This is a genomic window from Micromonospora sp. NPDC005220, assembly GCF_040607895.1.
Taxonomy (GTDB): Bacteria; Actinomycetota; Actinomycetes; order Mycobacteriales; family Micromonosporaceae; genus Micromonospora.
Map to the genome: position 1 here is coordinate 1 of NZ_JBEXHP010000026.1, position 17282 is coordinate 17282.

At 72.5% G+C, this 17282-nt stretch carries 16 protein-coding genes; 9 read left to right on the top strand and 7 right to left on the bottom strand.

From position 1 onward, the window contains the following. Positions 1-86: 86 nt before the first annotated feature. From ABZU52_RS13485 to ABZU52_RS13495, 3 genes are read right to left on the bottom strand one after another with little or no spacing between them, the layout of a single operon-like run. Positions 87-1037, bottom strand: a complete 951-nt coding sequence (locus ABZU52_RS13485; protein WP_354971338.1) for a VWA domain-containing protein — start codon at positions 1035-1037, stop codon at positions 87-89. Beyond that, entirely contained in the window at positions 1034-2029 is a 996-nt protein-coding gene (locus ABZU52_RS13490; protein WP_354971385.1) for a DUF58 domain-containing protein, read from the bottom strand. Before ABZU52_RS13490 ends, ABZU52_RS13485 begins: the two co-directional genes overlap by 4 nt. Further along, on the bottom strand, positions 2008-3105 hold the full coding sequence (locus ABZU52_RS13495; RefSeq protein ID WP_354971339.1) for a MoxR family ATPase: 1098 nt from the start codon (positions 3103-3105) through the stop codon (positions 2008-2010). Before ABZU52_RS13495 ends, ABZU52_RS13490 begins: the two co-directional genes overlap by 22 nt. A gap of 241 nt (positions 3106-3346) precedes the next feature. On the opposite strand from ABZU52_RS13495, the gene ABZU52_RS13500 reads away from it, so the two are divergent. The 5 genes from ABZU52_RS13500 to ABZU52_RS13520 all read left to right on the top strand — a co-directional run bounded on the left by ABZU52_RS13500 (position 3347) and on the right by ABZU52_RS13520 (position 7293). Further along, on the top strand, positions 3347-3577 hold the full coding sequence (locus tag ABZU52_RS13500; RefSeq protein WP_354971340.1) for a hypothetical protein: 231 nt from the start codon (positions 3347-3349) through the stop codon (positions 3575-3577). A gap of 242 nt (positions 3578-3819) precedes the next feature. Beyond that, the gene (locus ABZU52_RS13505; protein ID WP_354971386.1) at positions 3820-4353 is read left to right on the top strand and encodes a PH domain-containing protein; all 534 of its coding nucleotides are present in this window, start codon (positions 3820-3822) and stop codon (positions 4351-4353) included. A gap of 43 nt (positions 4354-4396) precedes the next feature. Beyond that, positions 4397-5902, top strand: coding sequence for a PH domain-containing protein (locus ABZU52_RS13510; protein ID WP_354971341.1), 1506 nt, complete (start codon positions 4397-4399; stop codon positions 5900-5902). 72 nt (positions 5903-5974) lie between these two features. Continuing rightward, a complete protein-coding gene (locus tag ABZU52_RS13515) occupies positions 5975-6322 on the top strand; it encodes a PadR family transcriptional regulator (RefSeq protein ID WP_354971342.1) in 348 nt (115 codons plus the stop codon). Continuing rightward, positions 6319-7293 (top strand): hypothetical protein, encoded by a 975-nt coding sequence (locus tag ABZU52_RS13520; protein ID WP_354971343.1) that lies wholly within the window; start codon positions 6319-6321, stop codon positions 7291-7293. The genes ABZU52_RS13515 and ABZU52_RS13520 overlap by 4 nt, the downstream gene beginning before the upstream one ends. Before the next feature lie 51 nt (positions 7294-7344). Here the strand turns inward: ABZU52_RS13520 and ABZU52_RS13525 are convergent, their stop codons facing one another. After that, the gene (locus ABZU52_RS13525; RefSeq protein WP_354971344.1) at positions 7345-8430 is read right to left on the bottom strand and encodes a phosphatase PAP2 family protein; all 1086 of its coding nucleotides are present in this window, start codon (positions 8428-8430) and stop codon (positions 7345-7347) included. Between the two features lie 126 nt (positions 8431-8556). Here ABZU52_RS13525 and ABZU52_RS13530 point away from each other — a divergent pair, with 126 nt between their 5' ends. Both ABZU52_RS13530 and ABZU52_RS13535 read left to right on the top strand, forming a co-directional pair. Then, complete coding sequence (locus ABZU52_RS13530; RefSeq protein ID WP_354971345.1) at positions 8557-8961, top strand: hotdog domain-containing protein; 405 nt, start codon at positions 8557-8559, stop codon at positions 8959-8961. After that, positions 8958-9788 (top strand): MBL fold metallo-hydrolase, encoded by an 831-nt coding sequence (locus tag ABZU52_RS13535; protein WP_354971346.1) that lies wholly within the window; start codon positions 8958-8960, stop codon positions 9786-9788. Before ABZU52_RS13530 ends, ABZU52_RS13535 begins: the two co-directional genes overlap by 4 nt. A gap of 39 nt (positions 9789-9827) precedes the next feature. Here the strand turns inward: ABZU52_RS13535 and ABZU52_RS13540 are convergent, their stop codons facing one another. Both ABZU52_RS13540 and ABZU52_RS13545 read right to left on the bottom strand, forming a co-directional pair. Continuing rightward, complete coding sequence (locus tag ABZU52_RS13540; RefSeq protein WP_354971347.1) at positions 9828-10763, bottom strand: PfkB family carbohydrate kinase; 936 nt, start codon at positions 10761-10763, stop codon at positions 9828-9830. A gap of 104 nt (positions 10764-10867) precedes the next feature. After that, entirely contained in the window at positions 10868-12082 is a 1215-nt protein-coding gene (locus ABZU52_RS13545) for an XdhC/CoxI family protein (RefSeq protein ID WP_354971348.1), read from the bottom strand. 368 nt (positions 12083-12450) lie between these two features. On the opposite strand from ABZU52_RS13545, the gene ABZU52_RS13550 reads away from it, so the two are divergent. Beyond that, positions 12451-13560 carry a lytic polysaccharide monooxygenase gene (locus ABZU52_RS13550; protein ID WP_354971387.1) on the top strand — a complete coding sequence of 370 codons (1110 nt, stop codon included), beginning with the start codon at positions 12451-12453 and terminating at the stop codon, positions 13558-13560. 104 nt (positions 13561-13664) lie between these two features. Here the strand turns inward: ABZU52_RS13550 and asnB are convergent, their stop codons facing one another. Next, complete coding sequence (gene asnB / locus ABZU52_RS13555) at positions 13665-15626, bottom strand: asparagine synthase (glutamine-hydrolyzing) (protein ID WP_354971349.1); 1962 nt, start codon at positions 15624-15626, stop codon at positions 13665-13667. Between the two features lie 132 nt (positions 15627-15758). On the opposite strand from asnB, the gene ABZU52_RS13560 reads away from it, so the two are divergent. After that, a complete protein-coding gene (locus tag ABZU52_RS13560; protein ID WP_354971350.1) occupies positions 15759-17240 on the top strand; it encodes an aminopeptidase P family protein in 1482 nt (493 codons plus the stop codon). Positions 17241-17282 lie beyond the last annotated feature (42 nt).

Sequence of the window (17282 nt, forward strand, 5' to 3'; positions counted from 1 at the left end):
GCGGCCCCACCCCCCCCCCCCCGCCGGGGGCCCCCCCCACCCCCCCCCCCCCGCCGGGCCCCCCCCCCCCCCCCCCGGCGCCCGGTTCACAGCATCCGGGACGACCAGAGCAGACTGACCGCGCCCGCGCAGAGCGCCAGCAGCAACGCCACCCCGGCGTACCACTGGGTGATCTCACGCGGCTCGGTGCGGAACCCGATCGAGCTGCCCATGTCCTGGTAGACCTGCTTCAGCTCGCTCACCGAGGCCGCCTCGTAGAAATAACCCTCGGTGGTTTCGGCGAGCTCGGCGAGGGCCAAGCGGTCCACCGGCACCCGCTGCAACTGCCCGCCGATGTCGACCTGGCCGGTGTCGGTGCCGAAGGCGATGGTGGAGACCGGAACGTTGGCGGCCTGCGCGGCCGCCGCCGCCTCCTCCACCGACCGACCGGAGGTCCGGAAACCGTCGGAGAGCAGCACGATCCGGGCCGGCGGAATGCCCGCCGCGCCGTCGGCCGGCACCGACCGGATCGCCTCCAGGCAGGTGAACACCGCCTCACCGGTCGCTGTCGCCTCGGCCAGCACCAGCCCGTCGATGGCGCTGGTCACCGCGTCGCGGTCCTTGCCCGGCGGCACCAGCACGTTGGCCGCCTTGGCGAACGACACCAGGCCCAGGTTGTAACTCTCCGGCAGCTCACTGACGAACTGCTTGGCCGCCTCCTGGGCCGCCTCCAGCCGGTTCGGTGCCACGTCGTCGGCCTGCATCGACAACGACACGTCGATGGCCAGCATCACGGTGGCCCGCTCCAGCGGCTCCTTGGTGTCCACCGCGGGACGGGCCAGCGCGGCGGCCAGCACCAGCAGGCACAGCAGGAAGGCGGTCGCCGGGACGTGCCGACGCCAGCCCAGGCCCTTCGGCGCCACCGTACGCAGCAGGTCCACATTGGTGAACCGCATCGCGTACGCCCGGCGGTGCAGCTGCCGCCAGACGTAGAACGCGGCGAGGGCGAACACCGGCAGCACAGCCAGCAGCCACCACGGTTGCAGAAAACGGATCATCGTGTCGTCCCCCGGGTGCGCGCGTGCCGCTGCGCGGCCACGAAACGCACCATGTCCAGCAGCCAGTCTCGGTCGGTACGCAGACGCAGGTGGGCCGCGCCGGCGCCGCGCAGGGCGGCGGCGATCGTGGCCCGTTGGGCGGTGGCGGCCTCGGCGTAGCGCTGCCGCAGCCGTGGGTCGGCGGTCTGCACCTCGTGCAGCTCACCGCTCTCCGGGTCGACCACCGGCAACACGCCCACGTCGGGCAGCTCCAGCTCGCGCGGGTCGACCACCTCGATCGCCAGCACGTCGTGGCGGACGCGCAGCTTGCGCATCGGCCGCGCCCACTGCTCGGCCGGCGCGAGGAAGTCCGAGACCACCACTGCCACCCCGCGACGGCGGGGCGGACGGTTGAGCATCTCGATCAGGGCACCCAGGTCACCGCGGCCGGGCTGGATGGCGGTGCCGGCGACGGCACGCAGCAGGCCCTGCGCCTCCTTGCGACCGGAGCGGGCCGGTAGCCGGGTGAGCACCCCGGGCCCGGCCGGCGGTGGTGCGCCTCGCCAGCGTCGGGCCGGCGCGGCCACCCCGCCCCCGGTGCCGATCACGGCGCCGATCCGGTTGCCGCCGCGCACGGTCAGGTGGGTGATGGCGGCCGCGGCGGCCACCACGACCTCCCGCTTGAGCCACTGCCCGGTACCGAAGTCCAGGCTGGCGGAGAGGTCCAGCGCGAGCCAGGTCTCCAGCTCCCGGTCGGCGACCGTACGCCGCACGTGCGGCGTGGTGGTCCGCGCCGTGACCGGCCAGTCCATCCGGCGCACGTCGTCGCCGGGGCGGTACTCCCGGGACTCGCCCGCCTCACTGCCCGGCCCGGGCAGCAGGCCGGCGTAGTCGCCTTGGAGCAGACCGTCGAGCTTGCGGGTGACGAGCAGCTGCAAACGGGACAGCACGGCCTCGCTGCGGTCGGGGGCCGGACGAGGGGTGGGTGAGGTCACGGCCGCTGCCCGGGCCAGCCAGCGCCCGGCGGCGGCGCGATCGACGGCGGGGTGGCCTGCTGCCGGGGCGCGACCGCCGGGAGCGGGATCGTCGACATCACCCGCTGCACGATGTGGTCGGCGGGCACGTCGTCGGCGAGCGCGTCGTAGCTGAGCACCAACCGGTGCCGCAGGATGTCCGGCGCGATGTCCTGCACGTCCTGCGGCAGCGCGTAGTCACGCCCGCGCAGCAGCGCCAGCGCGCGGGTCGCCCGGACCAGGCCCAGCGAGGCGCGCGGGCTGGCCCCGTACTGGATCAGTTGCGCGACGTCGGGCATGCCGTGCTCGGCCGGGGCACGAGTGGCCAGCACCAACCGGACCGCGTAGTCGACAAGTGCGTTGTGGACGAAGACCTGATCCGCCTTGCGTTGCAGGGCGATCAGCTCCGGGGTGTCGAACACCGCGGTCGGCTCCGGCGCGGCCACGCCCATCCGGTAGACGATCTCCCGTTCCTCGGCGTCGGTCGGGTAGCCCACCACGATCTTCATGAGGAACCGGTCCCGTTGCGCCTCCGGCAGCGGGTAGACGCCCTCCTGCTCGATCGGGTTCTGGGTGGCCATCACCAGGAACGGGTCGGGCACCCGGTGGCTCTCCCCGCCGATGGACACCTGCCGCTCGCTCATCACCTCCAGCAGCGCGGACTGCACCTTCGCCGGCGCCCGGTTGATCTCGTCGGCGAGCAGGAAATTGACGAAGACCGGGCCCAGCTCGACGTCGAACTTCTCGCTCGACTGCCGGTAGATCCGGGTGCCCATGATGTCGGCGGGCACCAGATCCGGGGTGAACTGCACCCGGGCGAAGGACCCGCCGACGACCTTGGCGAGAGTCTCCACCGCCAGGGTCTTGGCCACCCCGGGCACGCCTTCGAGCAGGCAGTGACCTCGGGAGAGCAGCGCGACGAACATCCGCTCCACCATCCGGTCCTGCCCGACGATCACACGTTTGATCTCGAACAGCGCCTTCTCCAGCAGGGTGGCGTCCTGCGCGGGTGTGGTCACCGGGGCAGGTGCCGCTCCGTTCGGCGTCGGGGCGTCGGGCATGGTCGGCTGGGCCACCGGTCCTCCACAGCGTTTGTCGGTCGTCGCGGCTCGTGCGGTATCAAGACTCGCACGCCTTGCTGAGTGTCGAGGTGGGGAGAAGCCGTTTTTGGCCGCGCCGTCCCCGGTAGCCGAATCCCGCATCGCGGGTGTGCACGGACCGGCCCGCCGCGTGTACGATTCACCCCGTCGCCGGGCGACTCCCCCCGTGGTCGCCCGGCGCTCAAGCTCTCCGTCCCGCCGCCCTAGACTGGCCGGGATGAGCATCCCCTCCCCCACCGACGAGCCCCTGGTCTGTTCGGCCCGGGGCTGCCGGTCCGCCGCCGTCTGGGCGCTGGAGTGGAACAATCCCCGCCTGCACACCGCCGATCGGCGCAAAACCTGGTTGGCCTGCGGCGAACACCGGGGCAGCCTCGGTGACTTCCTGGATGCGCGAGGCTTCCTGCGTGCCGTCACTCCGCTGCCCGGATCGCCTACGCTCGACCTGTGAGCGGCGACCCTCCGGCTTCCCCCGGCCCCACCTCCCCGTCCTGGCCGCCCATCCCGGCCATCGCGCCACCCGGCGTCGAGCCGCCACCCGGCGCGTTCCCGGCACCCGGCACGCTCGGCCCGGAGCCAGCGGCGCCCGATGTCTCGACGCCCGCCCCGCTGCCACCGGGCGCGCTGCCACCCGGTCACCGGCCGGCGACCGCCGCCGACCAGCGCCCACCCGACCTGCCACCCCCCGGCCTCCTGCCGCCCGAGCCCGGCCCGCTGCTGACGGCCGCCCCGGGTGGCCGAGGTCCACTGGAGCCCTGGCCGGCCACTGTCAACTGGCAGCCGATCTCCACCGACCTGATCTGGGTGGAGCTGATCCGGCTGGCGATCGTGGTCGCCGTCGGGCTGGCGGTGACGGGGGCCGGCTGGGCGCTCAGCGGCCACTGGCTGTTCGGGCTCGCCGTCGCCGTCGTACTGGTGCTCGGCGCGTGGCGGGCCGTCGCGATCGTCCGCGCGGTCCGGGCCTGGGGGTACGCCGAGCGGGAGAACGACCTGCTGGTCCGGCACGGGCTGCTGGTCCGCCGGCTCTCCATCGTGCCGTACTCGCGGATGCAGTTCGTCGACGTGAGCGCCGGGCCGTTGGAGCGCGCCTTCGACCTGGCCACCGTGCAATTGCACACCGCGGCGGCGGCGAGCGACGCCCGGGTGCCCGGGCTGCGCCCGGCGGAGGCGTCCCGGCTGCGCGATCGACTCACCGCGCTCGGCGAGGACCGGGCGGAGGGGCTGTGAGCAGCCACGCGGGCAGCCGCCGACCACGTCGAGGGCCGCTCCGATGAGTGACAGGCCCATCGAGCCGAGCACCGTGCCACCCACCGGCCCGACGCCTCCGAGGCCGGTGCTACCCGCCAACGCGGTCGGCGCGGCACCGGCTGGGCCGGTGCCGCCTGGCGCGGCACCTGACGGGCCGGTGCCGCCTGGGGTGCCTGCGCCGTGGCCGGCGGCACCGGGCGGTGGCGAGGGCGAGCCCCGACAGCGACTGCATCCGCTCAGCCCGGTGCTGCACGGCGCCAAGTCCCTGGTCGTGGTGATCGCCGGGCTGTCCTGGTCGACGCTGTCCCGGGTGGGCTTCGGTTGGTTCGCCGCCATGGTGGCGGTGCTGGCGCTCGGCGCGACAGTGCTGTCGGTGGTCAGCTGGTACAACACCGGCTATCACGTCGTCGGCCGCGAGCTAAGGGTGTACGAGGGGCTGCTCTGGCGGCGTACTCGGGCCATCCCGTTGGAACGGTTACAGGCCGTGGAGGTGGTTCGGCCCCTACTCGCCCAGCTCACCGGCCTGGCGGAGCTGCGGCTGGAGGTGGTCGGCGGGGGCAAGACCGAGGCGCCACTGGCGTACCTCGGGGTGGCCGACGCGGCACTGCTGCGCGAGCGTCTGCTGGCGCTGGCCGGGCGGGTGGCGCAGCTGCCCGCGCCCGGCGGCGCGGCGACCCCGGTGGGCCCGGGTGCGACGGCGCCGCCGACGGCCACGCCGGGCCGGCCACTGCACGCGGTACGCAACCAGAACCTGCTGATCAGCCAACTGCTCACCCCGCAGGCGTTCCTGCTCCCGTTCGGTGTGGCCTTCGTCGTGGTGCAGTTCCTCACCGCCGGGTCGTGGTCGTTCGTCGCGGTGGCGAGCACCCTGACCGCGATGGCGGGTGTGCTGCTGCAACCGATCCGCCGGGTCCTCGACGACTGGAACTTCCGGCTGGCCCGCGACGGCGGCACGCTGCGGGTGCACAACGGCCTGCTGGAGACGCGGGCGCAGACCGTGCCGCTGGAGCGGGTGCAGACCGTGCGGGCCACCTGGCCGTTGCTGTGGCGGGTGAAGGGCTGGCTGCGGCTGCGGCTGGAGGTGGCCGGTTACTCCGTCGCGGAGGCCGACGACCGCAACCGTCCCGACCGGCTGCTGCCGGTCGGCGACCTACCGACGGCGACGATGATCGTCGCCGAGGTGCTTCCCGGGGTACGCCTCGACGCGCTCACCCTGAGCCCACCACCGCGCCGGACCCGTTGGCTGCACCCACTGGGCCGTACCGCGTTCGGCGTGGGGCTGTTCGAGCGGGTGTTCGCCACCCGGTCCGGGCGGCTCACCCGGCAACTGGTGATCGTGCCGTACGCCCGGATCCAGAGCGTGCGAGTCGTTCAGGGGCCCATCCAACGCCGGCTGGGCCTGGCCTCCGTACACGCGGACACGGCGGGCGGCTCCGGCGCCACCGCCCAGGACCGCGACCTCGCCGAGGCCTGGGCCCTGGCCGCCGACCTGACCACAAGAGCCCACCAGGCCCGCACCCAACCCTGACCGTGCCCCTTCCCGCCACTCCGCCACGTCCACGTCATTGCGATATATATCGCCGTGCGGTACATATAGCAGATGGACATCAGCGAACAGACGTTCCTGATCCTCTCCGCCCTCGCCGACCAACCCCGCCACGGCTACGCAGTGGTGACAGAGGTCGACGAGATGACCGGCGGCAGGATCCGGTTACGCGCCGGCACCCTCTACGGGGCCCTCGACCGCCTCGTCACCCAGGGGCTCATCGCCCCCGACCACGACGAGGTGGAGAAGGGCCGGCTGCGCCGCTTCTACAGACTGACCGACGCGGGGGCAGACGCCATCCGCGCTGAGAGCCGGCGGATGGCCACCGCTGTCCGGCTCGCCGAGGAGCGCCTCAACAAGCGTGCCGCCCGCAACGCCCCGCGTCTGGGGACCGTCGGATGAGCCCGGACACGAGCCCTCTGGAACGACGATATCGACGGCTGCTGCGCCTGCTGCCAGCCACGCACCGCACCGCCCGCGGCGAGGAACTGCTCGGACTGCTGCTCGACCTCGACCACGGCCGCCGACACCCGAGCTGGCACGAGACACTGAACATCATCGCCCTGGCGATCCGGCTGCGGCTCACCACGCCCGTCACCACCACGGCCCTGACCACCGGGCTCACCGCCCTGCTCGTCGCCGCCGGCACCCAGCCCGCCGGTCACACCCTGGACCTGTTCACCGGCGCCGTCCTCGCCACCGACATGTCGGCCATCATCGCCAGCTGGCCGCAGCTGGTCGCTCTCGGCCTGCTGCCCCTCGCACCGCTGATCGCCTGGCTGTGCGGCGCGCCCCGGACCGCGCTCACCCTGCAGGCGATATTCCTGACGGTCACCGTCGGTTGGTTCGTCATCGACGTGCTCAACGGTGCCGACCTGGGAATCAACCCTGGCCAACAACTCTTCGCGTACGCCCCGCCGGCCCTGACCGTCGTCCTGCTCGCGATCGCCGCCCGCGAGCGGTGGACCGCGCCCCGGCCGCGCCTGTTCTGGTGGGCCCTCGTCCCGCTCGGGATCCTCGCCTGGAAAGGCACCGGCGAGTGGGGGCGCCACGGCGTCTACGTTCCCGACGCCGTGCCAACGGTCATCGGGATCCTCACCGCCGCCACCGTCGCTGTCGGAGCCGGCCTCGCAGTCCGCCGCCACCGGCCCGCCGTCCTCATCGGCGTCGGACTCGCCGGCTTCATCGCCGGATGGCTCATCCCCGACCCGCTGCTCTCCAACACGGCGATGCAGCACTTCGACGGTCAGCCGCTACCACTGGCGGTCCTCATCACGGTGATCGCCGCCACCATGGCCGGCCTCAAACACCTCGCCCGTCGCCTCAAGCCCGAGGTGCGGTCGCTACCACCCGATGGACCCGTCATGCGCTGAACACCAGCTCCGGGTCGGAACGCGCGGCCCTCATGATCCGCGGGACAGAACCTAGCGGTCGGCGGGGATCGCGGGGTGGGTGCTGGTGTCTGGTGCCCGTGGTGTTGAGGGCTCGGGCCCGCCGGGCGGGGGATCGGTGGGCGTGGGTGGCCGTCCGATGCCCCGGTCCGACCCGGACTTCGGGTGGCGGGCGCGCCACGCCGCCCAGCCGCGCTCCGCCAGGCCGACCACCAGGAACGTCAGCCCCACGTACGCCCAGCCGACCAGCACGTCGATCACGTAGTGCTCACCGGAGTAGACCAGGGTGAAGGTCATCGCCAGCGGGTACGCGAGCAGCAGCGGCCACCAGCGCCGACGGGTGGCGGTCAGGAAGAACAGCACCACGAACAACGCCCACGCGGTGTGCAGCGACGGCATGGCGGCGACCGGGTTGGAGGCGATCTGGCCGGCGTTGAGGACGTTGCCGGCGCCGTGCATGCCGAACGCCTTCCAACCCCGGGTCGAGATCCGGGCGACCTCGGTGAGCAGACCGTTCTGCGCCGCCCACCAGGGCGGGGCGGCCGGGTAGATGAAGTAGGTGACCAGGCCGGCCGCGCACAGGAAACCCCAACGCCGCATGTACGCGGCCCAGCGGTGCCGATCGCGCAGCCAGAGCACCGCGGCGGCGGTCAGCGCCACCACGAAGTGGGAGAAGTACACCCAGCTCGCCGCGACATCCCACCAGTGCACCTGCGGGTGGTAGAGGTGCTGCTGCAACCAGACGGTGGGCACCTCGCCGCCGGTGGCCCAGCCGAACATGAACCGGTCGGCGACGATCAACTCCATCGCGTGCGGGGTGGCCCCGTTGTCGGCGAACCCGCGCGAGAGGTTGTACAGCACGAACAGCAGGACCACCGGCACCCAGTCCCGGGCGAAACGCAGGTGACTACGCCAGGGCCGATCACTGTTCCAGGCGATGGTGGCGAGCCAGATCCAGACGAAGGCGTACGCCGGGTCGGTGGGCAGCCCGATGGCCAGCCACGCGGCGACGAAGGCGACCGCCCAGACGGTCATGGCGATGACGCGCCGGCGACCCCCGTCCGGGGACGCGGGCGGGTCGGTCCGGGCGGGGGGCTGGGGGTCAGTCACGACGGCCATCGGGGTCAAGGTTAACGACGGTGGCGGCATCGACGGACGGGGACCACCCGTTGGTCGTCGGGGGTGGGTGGCCCGGATCACCGGGCGCATGCTCGGCGCGCCCGGTCAGCACCTAGGCTGACGACCATGCAGGAGCAGCCCGAGCCGGCCTTCGCGCCGGGCCTGACCGCCCAGGTCGAGTTGACCGTCACCGACGCGGACACCGCCCAGGCGGTCGGCTCCGGGGACGTGCCGGTACTGGGCACCCCCCGGGTGCTGGCGCTGGCCGAGGCGGCCACCGTCGCGGCGACGGCGACCGGGATGCCGCCCGGTTCGACGACAGTGGGCACCCGGGTCGAGTTGGAGCACCTGGCGCCGACCGTGGTCGGCCGGACGGTCCGGGCGCAGGCGCTGCTGGCGACCGTCGACGGTCGCCGGCTGTCGTTCGAGGTCACGGTCAGCGACGGCGACCAGACGGTGGCCCGGGGCCGGGTGGACCGGATCCTGGTCGACCGGGAACGCTTCGTCGAGCGCGCCGGACGGGCGTCGTGAACACCGGTTTCGTCGAGGTCGCCGACCGGGTGCACGTGCTGGCCGAGCCGCTGCTGCGGGTCAACGTCACACTGGTCGTCGGCGACGACGAGGCGCTCCTGGTGGACACGCTCTCGTCGGCCGCCCAGGCCACCGAGCTGGCCGCCGCCGTCCGGACGATCACCGACCGTCCGTTGACGCTGGTCAACACCCACCACCACTACGACCACTGCTTCGGCAACGCCGTCCTGGCCGGCGACCCACCCCGCCCGGTGTACGCGCACGAGCTGGCCGCCACCGCCCTGCGCGAGGAGCCGGAGCGGCTGCGCCGGGAGGCGTACGAGGAGGTGCGCGCGGAGCACCCGGCGCTCGCCGCCGAGCTGGCCGACACCCCACTGCTCGCCCCGACGCACACGGTGCGCGTCGAGACGGTCCTCGACCTGGGCGGCCGGCGGGTGCTGCTGCGGCACCCGGGGCGGGGGCACACCGAGGCCGACCTGGTGGTGCACGTGCCGGACGCCGACGTGTTGATCGCCGGTGATCTGGTGGAGCAGAGCGGCCCGCCCGCCTTCGAGGACTCGTACCCCTTGCAGTGGCCGGACGCGGTCGCGGACCTGCTGCGGCTGACCACCGCGCGCACGGTGGTCATCCCGGGCCACGGCGACCCGGTGGACGTCGACTTCGTCCGAGCCCAGCACGCGGACCTGGCGAAGCTGGCCTGGCTGATCCGGGCCGCGCACACCGGCAGCGCCCCGCCGGAGCGGGTGGCCGCCGAGGCCCCCTTCGGCGCCCGCCCCGCCCTGGTCGCCACCCACCGCGCCTACCACCAGCTGAACGGCGACCTCTAACCCCAGCCCCGCATCCCCGCCCGCGGGGGCGCGGCGGGGTCAGGTGTTGAAGCGGTTTTGCACGGTGGCTCGGGTGGGCATGGCGGTGGCGCCGCCCGGGGATTCGCAGACCAGGCCGGCCACCCGCAGCGCGAAGGCGACCCGGTCGGCCCAGCCCGACGGGCTCTCCGGTTCGCCGTCGACGAGCAGGTCGGCGATCAGCGCGGCCATCACCGAGTCGCCCGCGCCGGTGGCGTCGATCGCGTTGACAGTGGGGGCGGGCACCCGGACCGGGTCGGCGCCGGCGGCGGCCAGCACCGCACCGGCCGCGCCGAGCGTCACCACCACCGTGGCCGCCCCCAGCTCCCGCAGGTACGCCGCCACCCCCTCGACCGGCTCACCGGGATAGAGCAGCACGGCGTCGGCGGCGCTCAGCTTGACCAGGTGCGCGCCGGCGGCGAACTCGGCCACCACCTCGCGCAACCCCTCCAGCGCGGCAGGCCCGTTCAGCAGCCGGGGGCGTACGTTCGGGTCGAAGACCCGCAGGCCGGGTGCGAGCGACCAGGCACGTCGGGCGGCGGCCAGCGTGCCGGGGTGGAGCAGCACGATCGAGCCGCAGTAGAGCACGTCGGCGCCCTTCAGCAGCGCCAGATCCAGGTCGTCCGGGCCGAGCAGCCCGTAGGAGGCCGGCTCGCCGTAGAAGCGGAAGTCCGGCTCCGGCCCGGCGTATGTGACAACCGCGAGAGTGGTCGGCGCCGGCACCGTGATCGCACCAGCCACCCCGACGTCGGCCGCCCTGAGGAAATCGCGGATCCGACCGCCCAACGCGTCATCACCGAGCGAGCCGACGAACTGTGCCGCCCCGCCGAGTCGGGCCACCCCGACGGCGACGTTGAGCGGCCCGCCGCCGATGGCCTGCCGATAGACCCGCTCCCCGGCGAGCTCGCTGTCGAGCAGGTCGACGAGCGCTTCGCCGAGCACCACCGCGTATCCCATGCCGATCCTCTCGTCGTCGCCGCCGGCCGCCGCTCGTCGAGCCGATCGCCGTGGCATCAGGCTGGCACAGCGCACGGCCCGACGGGCGCCGAAAGGCCGGTGCGCTACCCCGGCTGGTGGATCGGCCCGTCGAGCGCGGCGAGGGGGCGGCCGGTGCCGCCCCACCGGGCCGCGACGATCTGCGCGGCCACACTCACGGCGGTCTCCTCGGGGGTACGACCACCGAGGTCCAGCCCGATCGGGGAGGCGAGCCGGGCGAGTTGCGCCGGGCTGAGCCCCGCCTCGCTGAGCAGCTTGTGCCGCTCGTCGTGGGTGCGCCGTGAGCCCATCGCGCCGACGTACGCCAGCCGGTGGCGCAACGCCAACTCCAGCAACGGCACGTCGAACTTCGGGTCGTGGGTCAGCACGCACACCACCGTCCGCTCGTCCAGCCGATCGGCTGCCAACTCCGTACGCAGGTAGCGGTGCGGCCACTGCACCACCACCTCGTCCGCCTCGGGAAAGCGCCGCGCGGTGGCGAAGACCGGCCGGGCGTCGCAGACGGTGACCCGGTAGCCGAGGAACCCGCCGATCCGGGCCACCGCGGCGGCGAAGTCGATCGCCCCGAACACGATCATCCGCGGCGGGCTGGCGTACGCGGTCACGAAGAGGCTGACACCGTCGCCTCGGCGCTGCCCGTGGTACCCGTACCGGAGGATCCCGCTGCGCCCGGCGGCGAGCAGCCCGAGGGCGTCGGCGCTGGCGGCGTCGTCGAGCCGGTCGTCGCCGAGCGAGCCGACGGTCCGCTGGCCGGTCAGCGCCAGTCGCCGGCCGAGCCGCCGGGCCGGGTCGCTCGGCCCGACACCCGGCGGGTGACCCGCCTGGGCCGGCGGGCCGTCGGTGTCGGCCGGGCCGATCCCGGTGCGGGCTGGTGGGAGGGCCGCGTCGGCGGCCACACAGGTGACGATCGCCGCCGGGTGGCCGCTGCGGCGGGCGGCGGCGACCGCGTCCAGCGCCGGCAGGGCGCTCGCGTCGACGCGCTCCACGAACACGTCGAGGACGCCGCCGCAGGTCAGGCCCACGGTGTACGCGTCGTCGTCGCTGATTCCGTAGCGGCACAACTCGGGTTGGCCGGTGTCGAGCACACGGCGGGCCCGTTCGTAGAGGTCCGCCTCGACGCAGCCGCCGGAGACGCTGCCGACGACCGTGCCGTCGGTCGCCACCACCATGGCGGCGCCGGGTGGCTGCGGGGCGGAGTGCCAGGTGGCCACGACGGTGGCCAGCGCGACCGGCTCGTCGTCGCGACACCGGCGGTGCACCTCGTCGAACACGTCCGGCACCGGTTGCCGCCTCTCCGTTCCCGCTCCCCGTACGCAGGATATGGCGTCCAACGGCGACCGGCGGGTCTTCTTCTGCATCGAGGAATGCCTATTGCGCAACGGCCGTGTCGCGTGGTGGGATGACGCGTACCGGGCGGTGCGAGGGCTGCGGCGCCGCCGGTTGCCGGGTTGGTTGGACGCGAGGGCACCGGTCCAGGAAAGGACCGTCGACGGCGCACGTCCACCGGCTGTTTCCCGCTGGAGCACGTCGCCGTGATCGTCGCACCGCTCACCACAGCGGGGCGATCACGCCACATCCCACCCGATTGCGGCGGGGCGGCTCAGGCAGCGCCCCTCGCGAGTCAGGAGAACCCGTGAACCGTTCCCGTATGGCCGCGTTGCTCACTGCGGCCATGACCCTCGCGCTCGGCGCTGTCGCCCTGGCGTCCAGTCCACAGCCGGCCGCCGCGCACGGCGCGGCGATGACGCCCGGCAGCCGCACCTACCTGTGCTGGCAGGACGGCCTCAGCACGACCGGTGAAATCAAGCCGACCAATCCCGCGTGCTCCGCCGCCGTGGCCCAGAGCGGGGCGAACTCGCTCTACAACTGGTTCAGCGTGCTGCGCTCCGACGCCGGTGGCCGGACCACCGGCTTCATCCCGGACGGGCAGCTGTGCAGCGGCGGCAACTCCGGTTACCGCGGCTACGACCTGGCCCGCACCGACTGGCCGCTGACCCACCTGACCACCGGTGCGCGGCTGGACTTCAAGTACAGCAACTGGGCGCACCACCCGGGCACGTTCTACTTCTACATCACGAAGAACAGCTGGAGCCCGACCCGGGCGCTGGCCTGGAGTGACCTGGAGGAGCAACCGTTCCTCACGGTGACGAACCCGCCGCAGCGCGGCGGTGTCGGCACCAACGACGGGCACTACTACTTCAGCGGCAACCTGCCGTCGGGCAAGAGCGGCCAGCACATCGTCTACTCCCGCTGGGTCCGCTCGGACTCGCAGGAGAACTTCTTCGGCTGCTCCGACGTGGTCTTCGACGGTGGCAACGGTCAGGTGACCGGCGTGAAGGGTGGCACGACGTCGCCGACCCCGACGCCGACCACCCCGACGCCGACGCCGACCACGCCGACGCCGGGGCCGACCGACCCGCCGCCGACGACCACCACCCCGCCGCCGCCGGCCGGTGGTGCCTGCGTGGCCACCTACAAGGTGACGAGTTCCTGGCAGGGTGGCTTCCAGGGCGAGGTCACGATCCGGAACAACGGCAGTTCGGCGTTCTCCGGCTGGACCGCGAGTTGGACCTGGCCCAACGGGCAGTCGATCAGCCAGATCTGGGGCGCGACACAGACGTCGTCCGGCTCGTCGGTGACGGCGACAAACGTGGCCTACAACGGCACTGTCGCACCGTCGGGGACCGTGACGTTCGGCTTCCTGGCCAGCTCCACGGGAACCAACGGCGCCCCCACGGTGAGTTGCGCCGGCCGCTGAGGCCCAACCCCAGCTAGTTGATCAAGAGGTTTGCGTCACCTGGAACCACTCGGGTGACGCAAACCTCTTGATCAATGTTGGACCGGCATCGGTGCCGGACCGCGTCAGCGGACCATGGAACCGACCACCGGCTTCGTGAGCAGCGCGGACTGGTTGCGCTGGATGCCCGGGTCGAGCGTCTTGGCCACGAAGATCGCGTGCCAGATGCAGAAGATCAGCACCGTCCACACCTTGCGGGAGTGGTCGGCCTCCTCCCGCTTGTGCTCGTCGAGCAGCCGCAGCGCGTACGACAGGTCGAGCAGGTCACCGGCGCCCGAGGTGCTGAGCACGTGCCGGGCCCACTCGTACATCTCGCCGCGCAGCCACACCCGGGTGGGGGTCGGGAAGCCCAGCTTCTTGCGGTTGACGATGGCCGGCGGCACGACACCCTGCAACGCCTGACGCATCGCGTACTTGGTGGCGTCGGAGCGCGGTGGCAGCTTCAGGTCGACCGGGATCTTCGCCGCGACGTCGAAGACCTCACGGTCGAGGAACGGCACCCGCACCTCCAGCGAGTGCGACATCGAGATCCGGTCGGCCTTGACCAGGATGTCGCCGCGCAACCAGGTGTAGAGGTCGACGTACTGCATCTTGGTGACGTCGTCCAGCTCGGTGCACTCGGCGTAGATCGGGGCGGTGACGTCCGTGTAGCGCACCGAGGGGTCGTAGCGGCGCATCAGCTGCTGCTTCTCCTCCTCGGTGAACATCCGGGCGTTGCCGTAGTAACGCTCCTCGATCGGGGTGGTGCCGCGCTCCAGGAAGCTCTTGCCCTTGACCCCCTGCGGGATCGCCTTGGAGACCGCGCGCAGCCCCTTCTGCACCCCGCCGGGCAGTCCGTTGACGCTGCCCAGCGACAGCGGCTCCCGGTAGATCGTGTAGCCGCCGAAGAACTCGTCCGCGCCCTCACCGGAGAGCACCACAGTGACATGCTCGGCGGCCTTCTTGGCCACGAAGTAGAGCGGCACCAGCGCCGGGTCGGCCACCGGGTCATCCAGGTGCCAGACGATCTTCGGCAGGGCGTCGATCATGTCCTGCGGGCCGATCTTGGTGGGGATCGTGGTGACGTCGAGGTGCCGGGCCGAATCCTGGGCGACGTCGATCTCCGAGTAACCCGGCACGTCGTAGCCGACGGTAAAGGTGAGGATGTTCGGGTTGAACTCGCGGGCCAGCGCCACCACCGCGGTCGAGTCGATGCCGCTGGACAGGAACGAGCCGACCGGCACGTCGGAGCGCATGTGCATGCGCACGCTCTCCCGCAGCGTCTCGCGGATCTCGTGGTAGAGCTTCTGCTCGTCGTCGACCGGCGCCGGCCGGAACACCGGCCGGTACCACCGGCGTACGTCGATCCGGCCGCCCGGGGTCCAGTTCAGGTACTCCCCCGAGCCGATCCGGCTGATCCCCTTGTGCAGGGTGCCGGGCTCGGGGACGTACTGCAGGGTCAGGTAGTGGCTCAGGTTGGCCGTGTCGACGCCCGCGTCGCCCTGGTAGTTGCTGTGCGCGAACGGCAGCAGCGCCTTCTTCTCCGAGGCCAGGTAGAGGCCGTCGGCGGTCTCCAGGTAGTGCAGCGGCTTGATGCCGAAGTAGTCGCGGGCCCCGAACGCCCGGCGCTCCTGGCGGTCCCAGATGACGAAGGCGAACATGCCCCGCAGCCGGGTGAGCACCTGCTCACCCCAGAAGTGGTAGCCCGCCACGATCACCTCGCCGTCACCGGCGGTGGCGAACTGGGCGCCGAAGTTCCTGATCAACTCCTCGCGCAGCTCGATGTAGTTGTAGATCTCACCGTTGAAGGTCAGCAGGTAACGGCCGTTCGCGTAGGGCAGTGGCTCGTGGCTCGACGCGACGTCGATGATGGCCAGCCGCTTGTGGGCGAACACGCCGTCCGCGTACCGGCCGGAGGCGTCGCCGACCACCTCGACCCCGGTCTCGTCGGGGCCGCGGTGATGCAGGCATTCCAACGCTCCGGCGATGTGGTCGCGATGCGCGGCGGCGTTGCCGTTCGCGCTGAAGAAGGCCAGAAGTCCGCACATGGTGGCCATCTTTCCACGCGCGCTGTCGGCCCTCGCAGCCGTCCGTCGATCCGCCCGACTCCCCGGGGGCGTTACCGCCGACCGGGCGCGCGGTACCGTCGGGACCAGCAACGAAGCGGAGGGAGCGGCGCAATGACCGAGGGACGCACCGACGGTACGCCAACGGACGGTACGGAATCGCACGATCCGGACTTCCCGGAGGCGTTCCTGTCGTTCATGCGGCAGGGCTGGCGCGACACCGAACTCCCGGTCACGCCGCGTTCCGAGGTCCCCAACTACGCCAAGCGGCGAGCCGCGCTCTCGGCCGCCTTCCCCGGTGAGACGCTGGTCATCCCGACCGGCGGCGAGAAGGTCCGCGCCAACGACACGACCTACCCGTTCCGGCCGGGCAGCGACTTTGCCTACCTGACCGGCGACCACGACCCGGACAGCGTGCTGGTGTTGCGCCCGGACGGCTCGGGCCACGACGCGACGCTGTACATGCGGCCCCGCTCGTCGCGGGAGACCGACGAGTTCTTCCGCAGCCGCCACGGCGAGCTGTGGGTGGGCCGGCGGCACACGCTCACCGAGAAGTCCACCGAACTGGGCCTGCCCACCGCCGACCTGACCGGCCTGGACGCGGCGCTGGCCGACCTCGCTCCGGGGCGTACCCGGGTGTTGCGCGGTTTCGACGCCCACGTGGACGCGGCCGTGCGCCCCTACGACGGACCCCACGCCGAGGGGCAGCCGGCCCGCGACCGGGAGCTGGCCATCGCCATCTCGGAGCTGAAGCTGGTCAAGGACGAGTGGGAGATCGGCCAACTCCAGGACGCGATCGACGCCACCGTCCGCGGCTTCGAGGACGTGGCCCGGATCCTGCCGGCCGACCGGGCGGTCTCCGAGCGGCTGCTGGAGGGCATCTTCGCGCTGCGCGCCCGCCACGACGGCAACGACGTCGGGTACAGCTCAATCGTCGGCGCCGGCGAGCACGCCACGATCCTGCACTGGGTGCACAACCACGGCGCCACCCGACCGGGTGACCTGCTGCTGATGGACATGGGTGTCGAGGGGCGCAACCTCTACACCGCCGACGTGACCCGGGTCCTGCCGGTGAGCGGCCGATTCACCGCGCTTCAGCGCCAGGTCTACGACATCGTGTACGCCTCGCAGCAGGCCGGCATCGAGGCCATCCGCCCCGGCGTCAAGTTCAAGGACGTCCACCTGACCTGCATGCGGGTGCTCGCCGAGGGCCTGGCCGAGCTGGGTCTGCTGCCGGTGAGCGTGGACGAGGCGATGGACGAGAAGTCGAGCGTCTACCGGCGGTGGACGCTGCACGGCTTCGGCCACATGCTCGGCATCGACGTGCACGACTGCTCCAACGCCCGCAAGGAGACGTACCGCGACGGCGCGCTGGGCGAGGGCTACGTGCTCACCGTCGAGCCCGGTCTGTACTTCCAGCCGGAGGACGAACTGGTCCCCGCCGAGCTGCGCGGCATCGGCATCCGCATCGAGGACGACGTGCTGGTCACCGCGACCGGCGCGGTGAACCTGTCGGCCGGCCTGCCGCGCCGCTCCGACGAGGTGGAGACCTGGCTGGCCGAGCAGCGCGAGGCGGGCCCGCGCCTGCCCGGCTGACCCGGTACGACCCCCGGCGGGCCCCGCCCCCGGTGTCGGCGA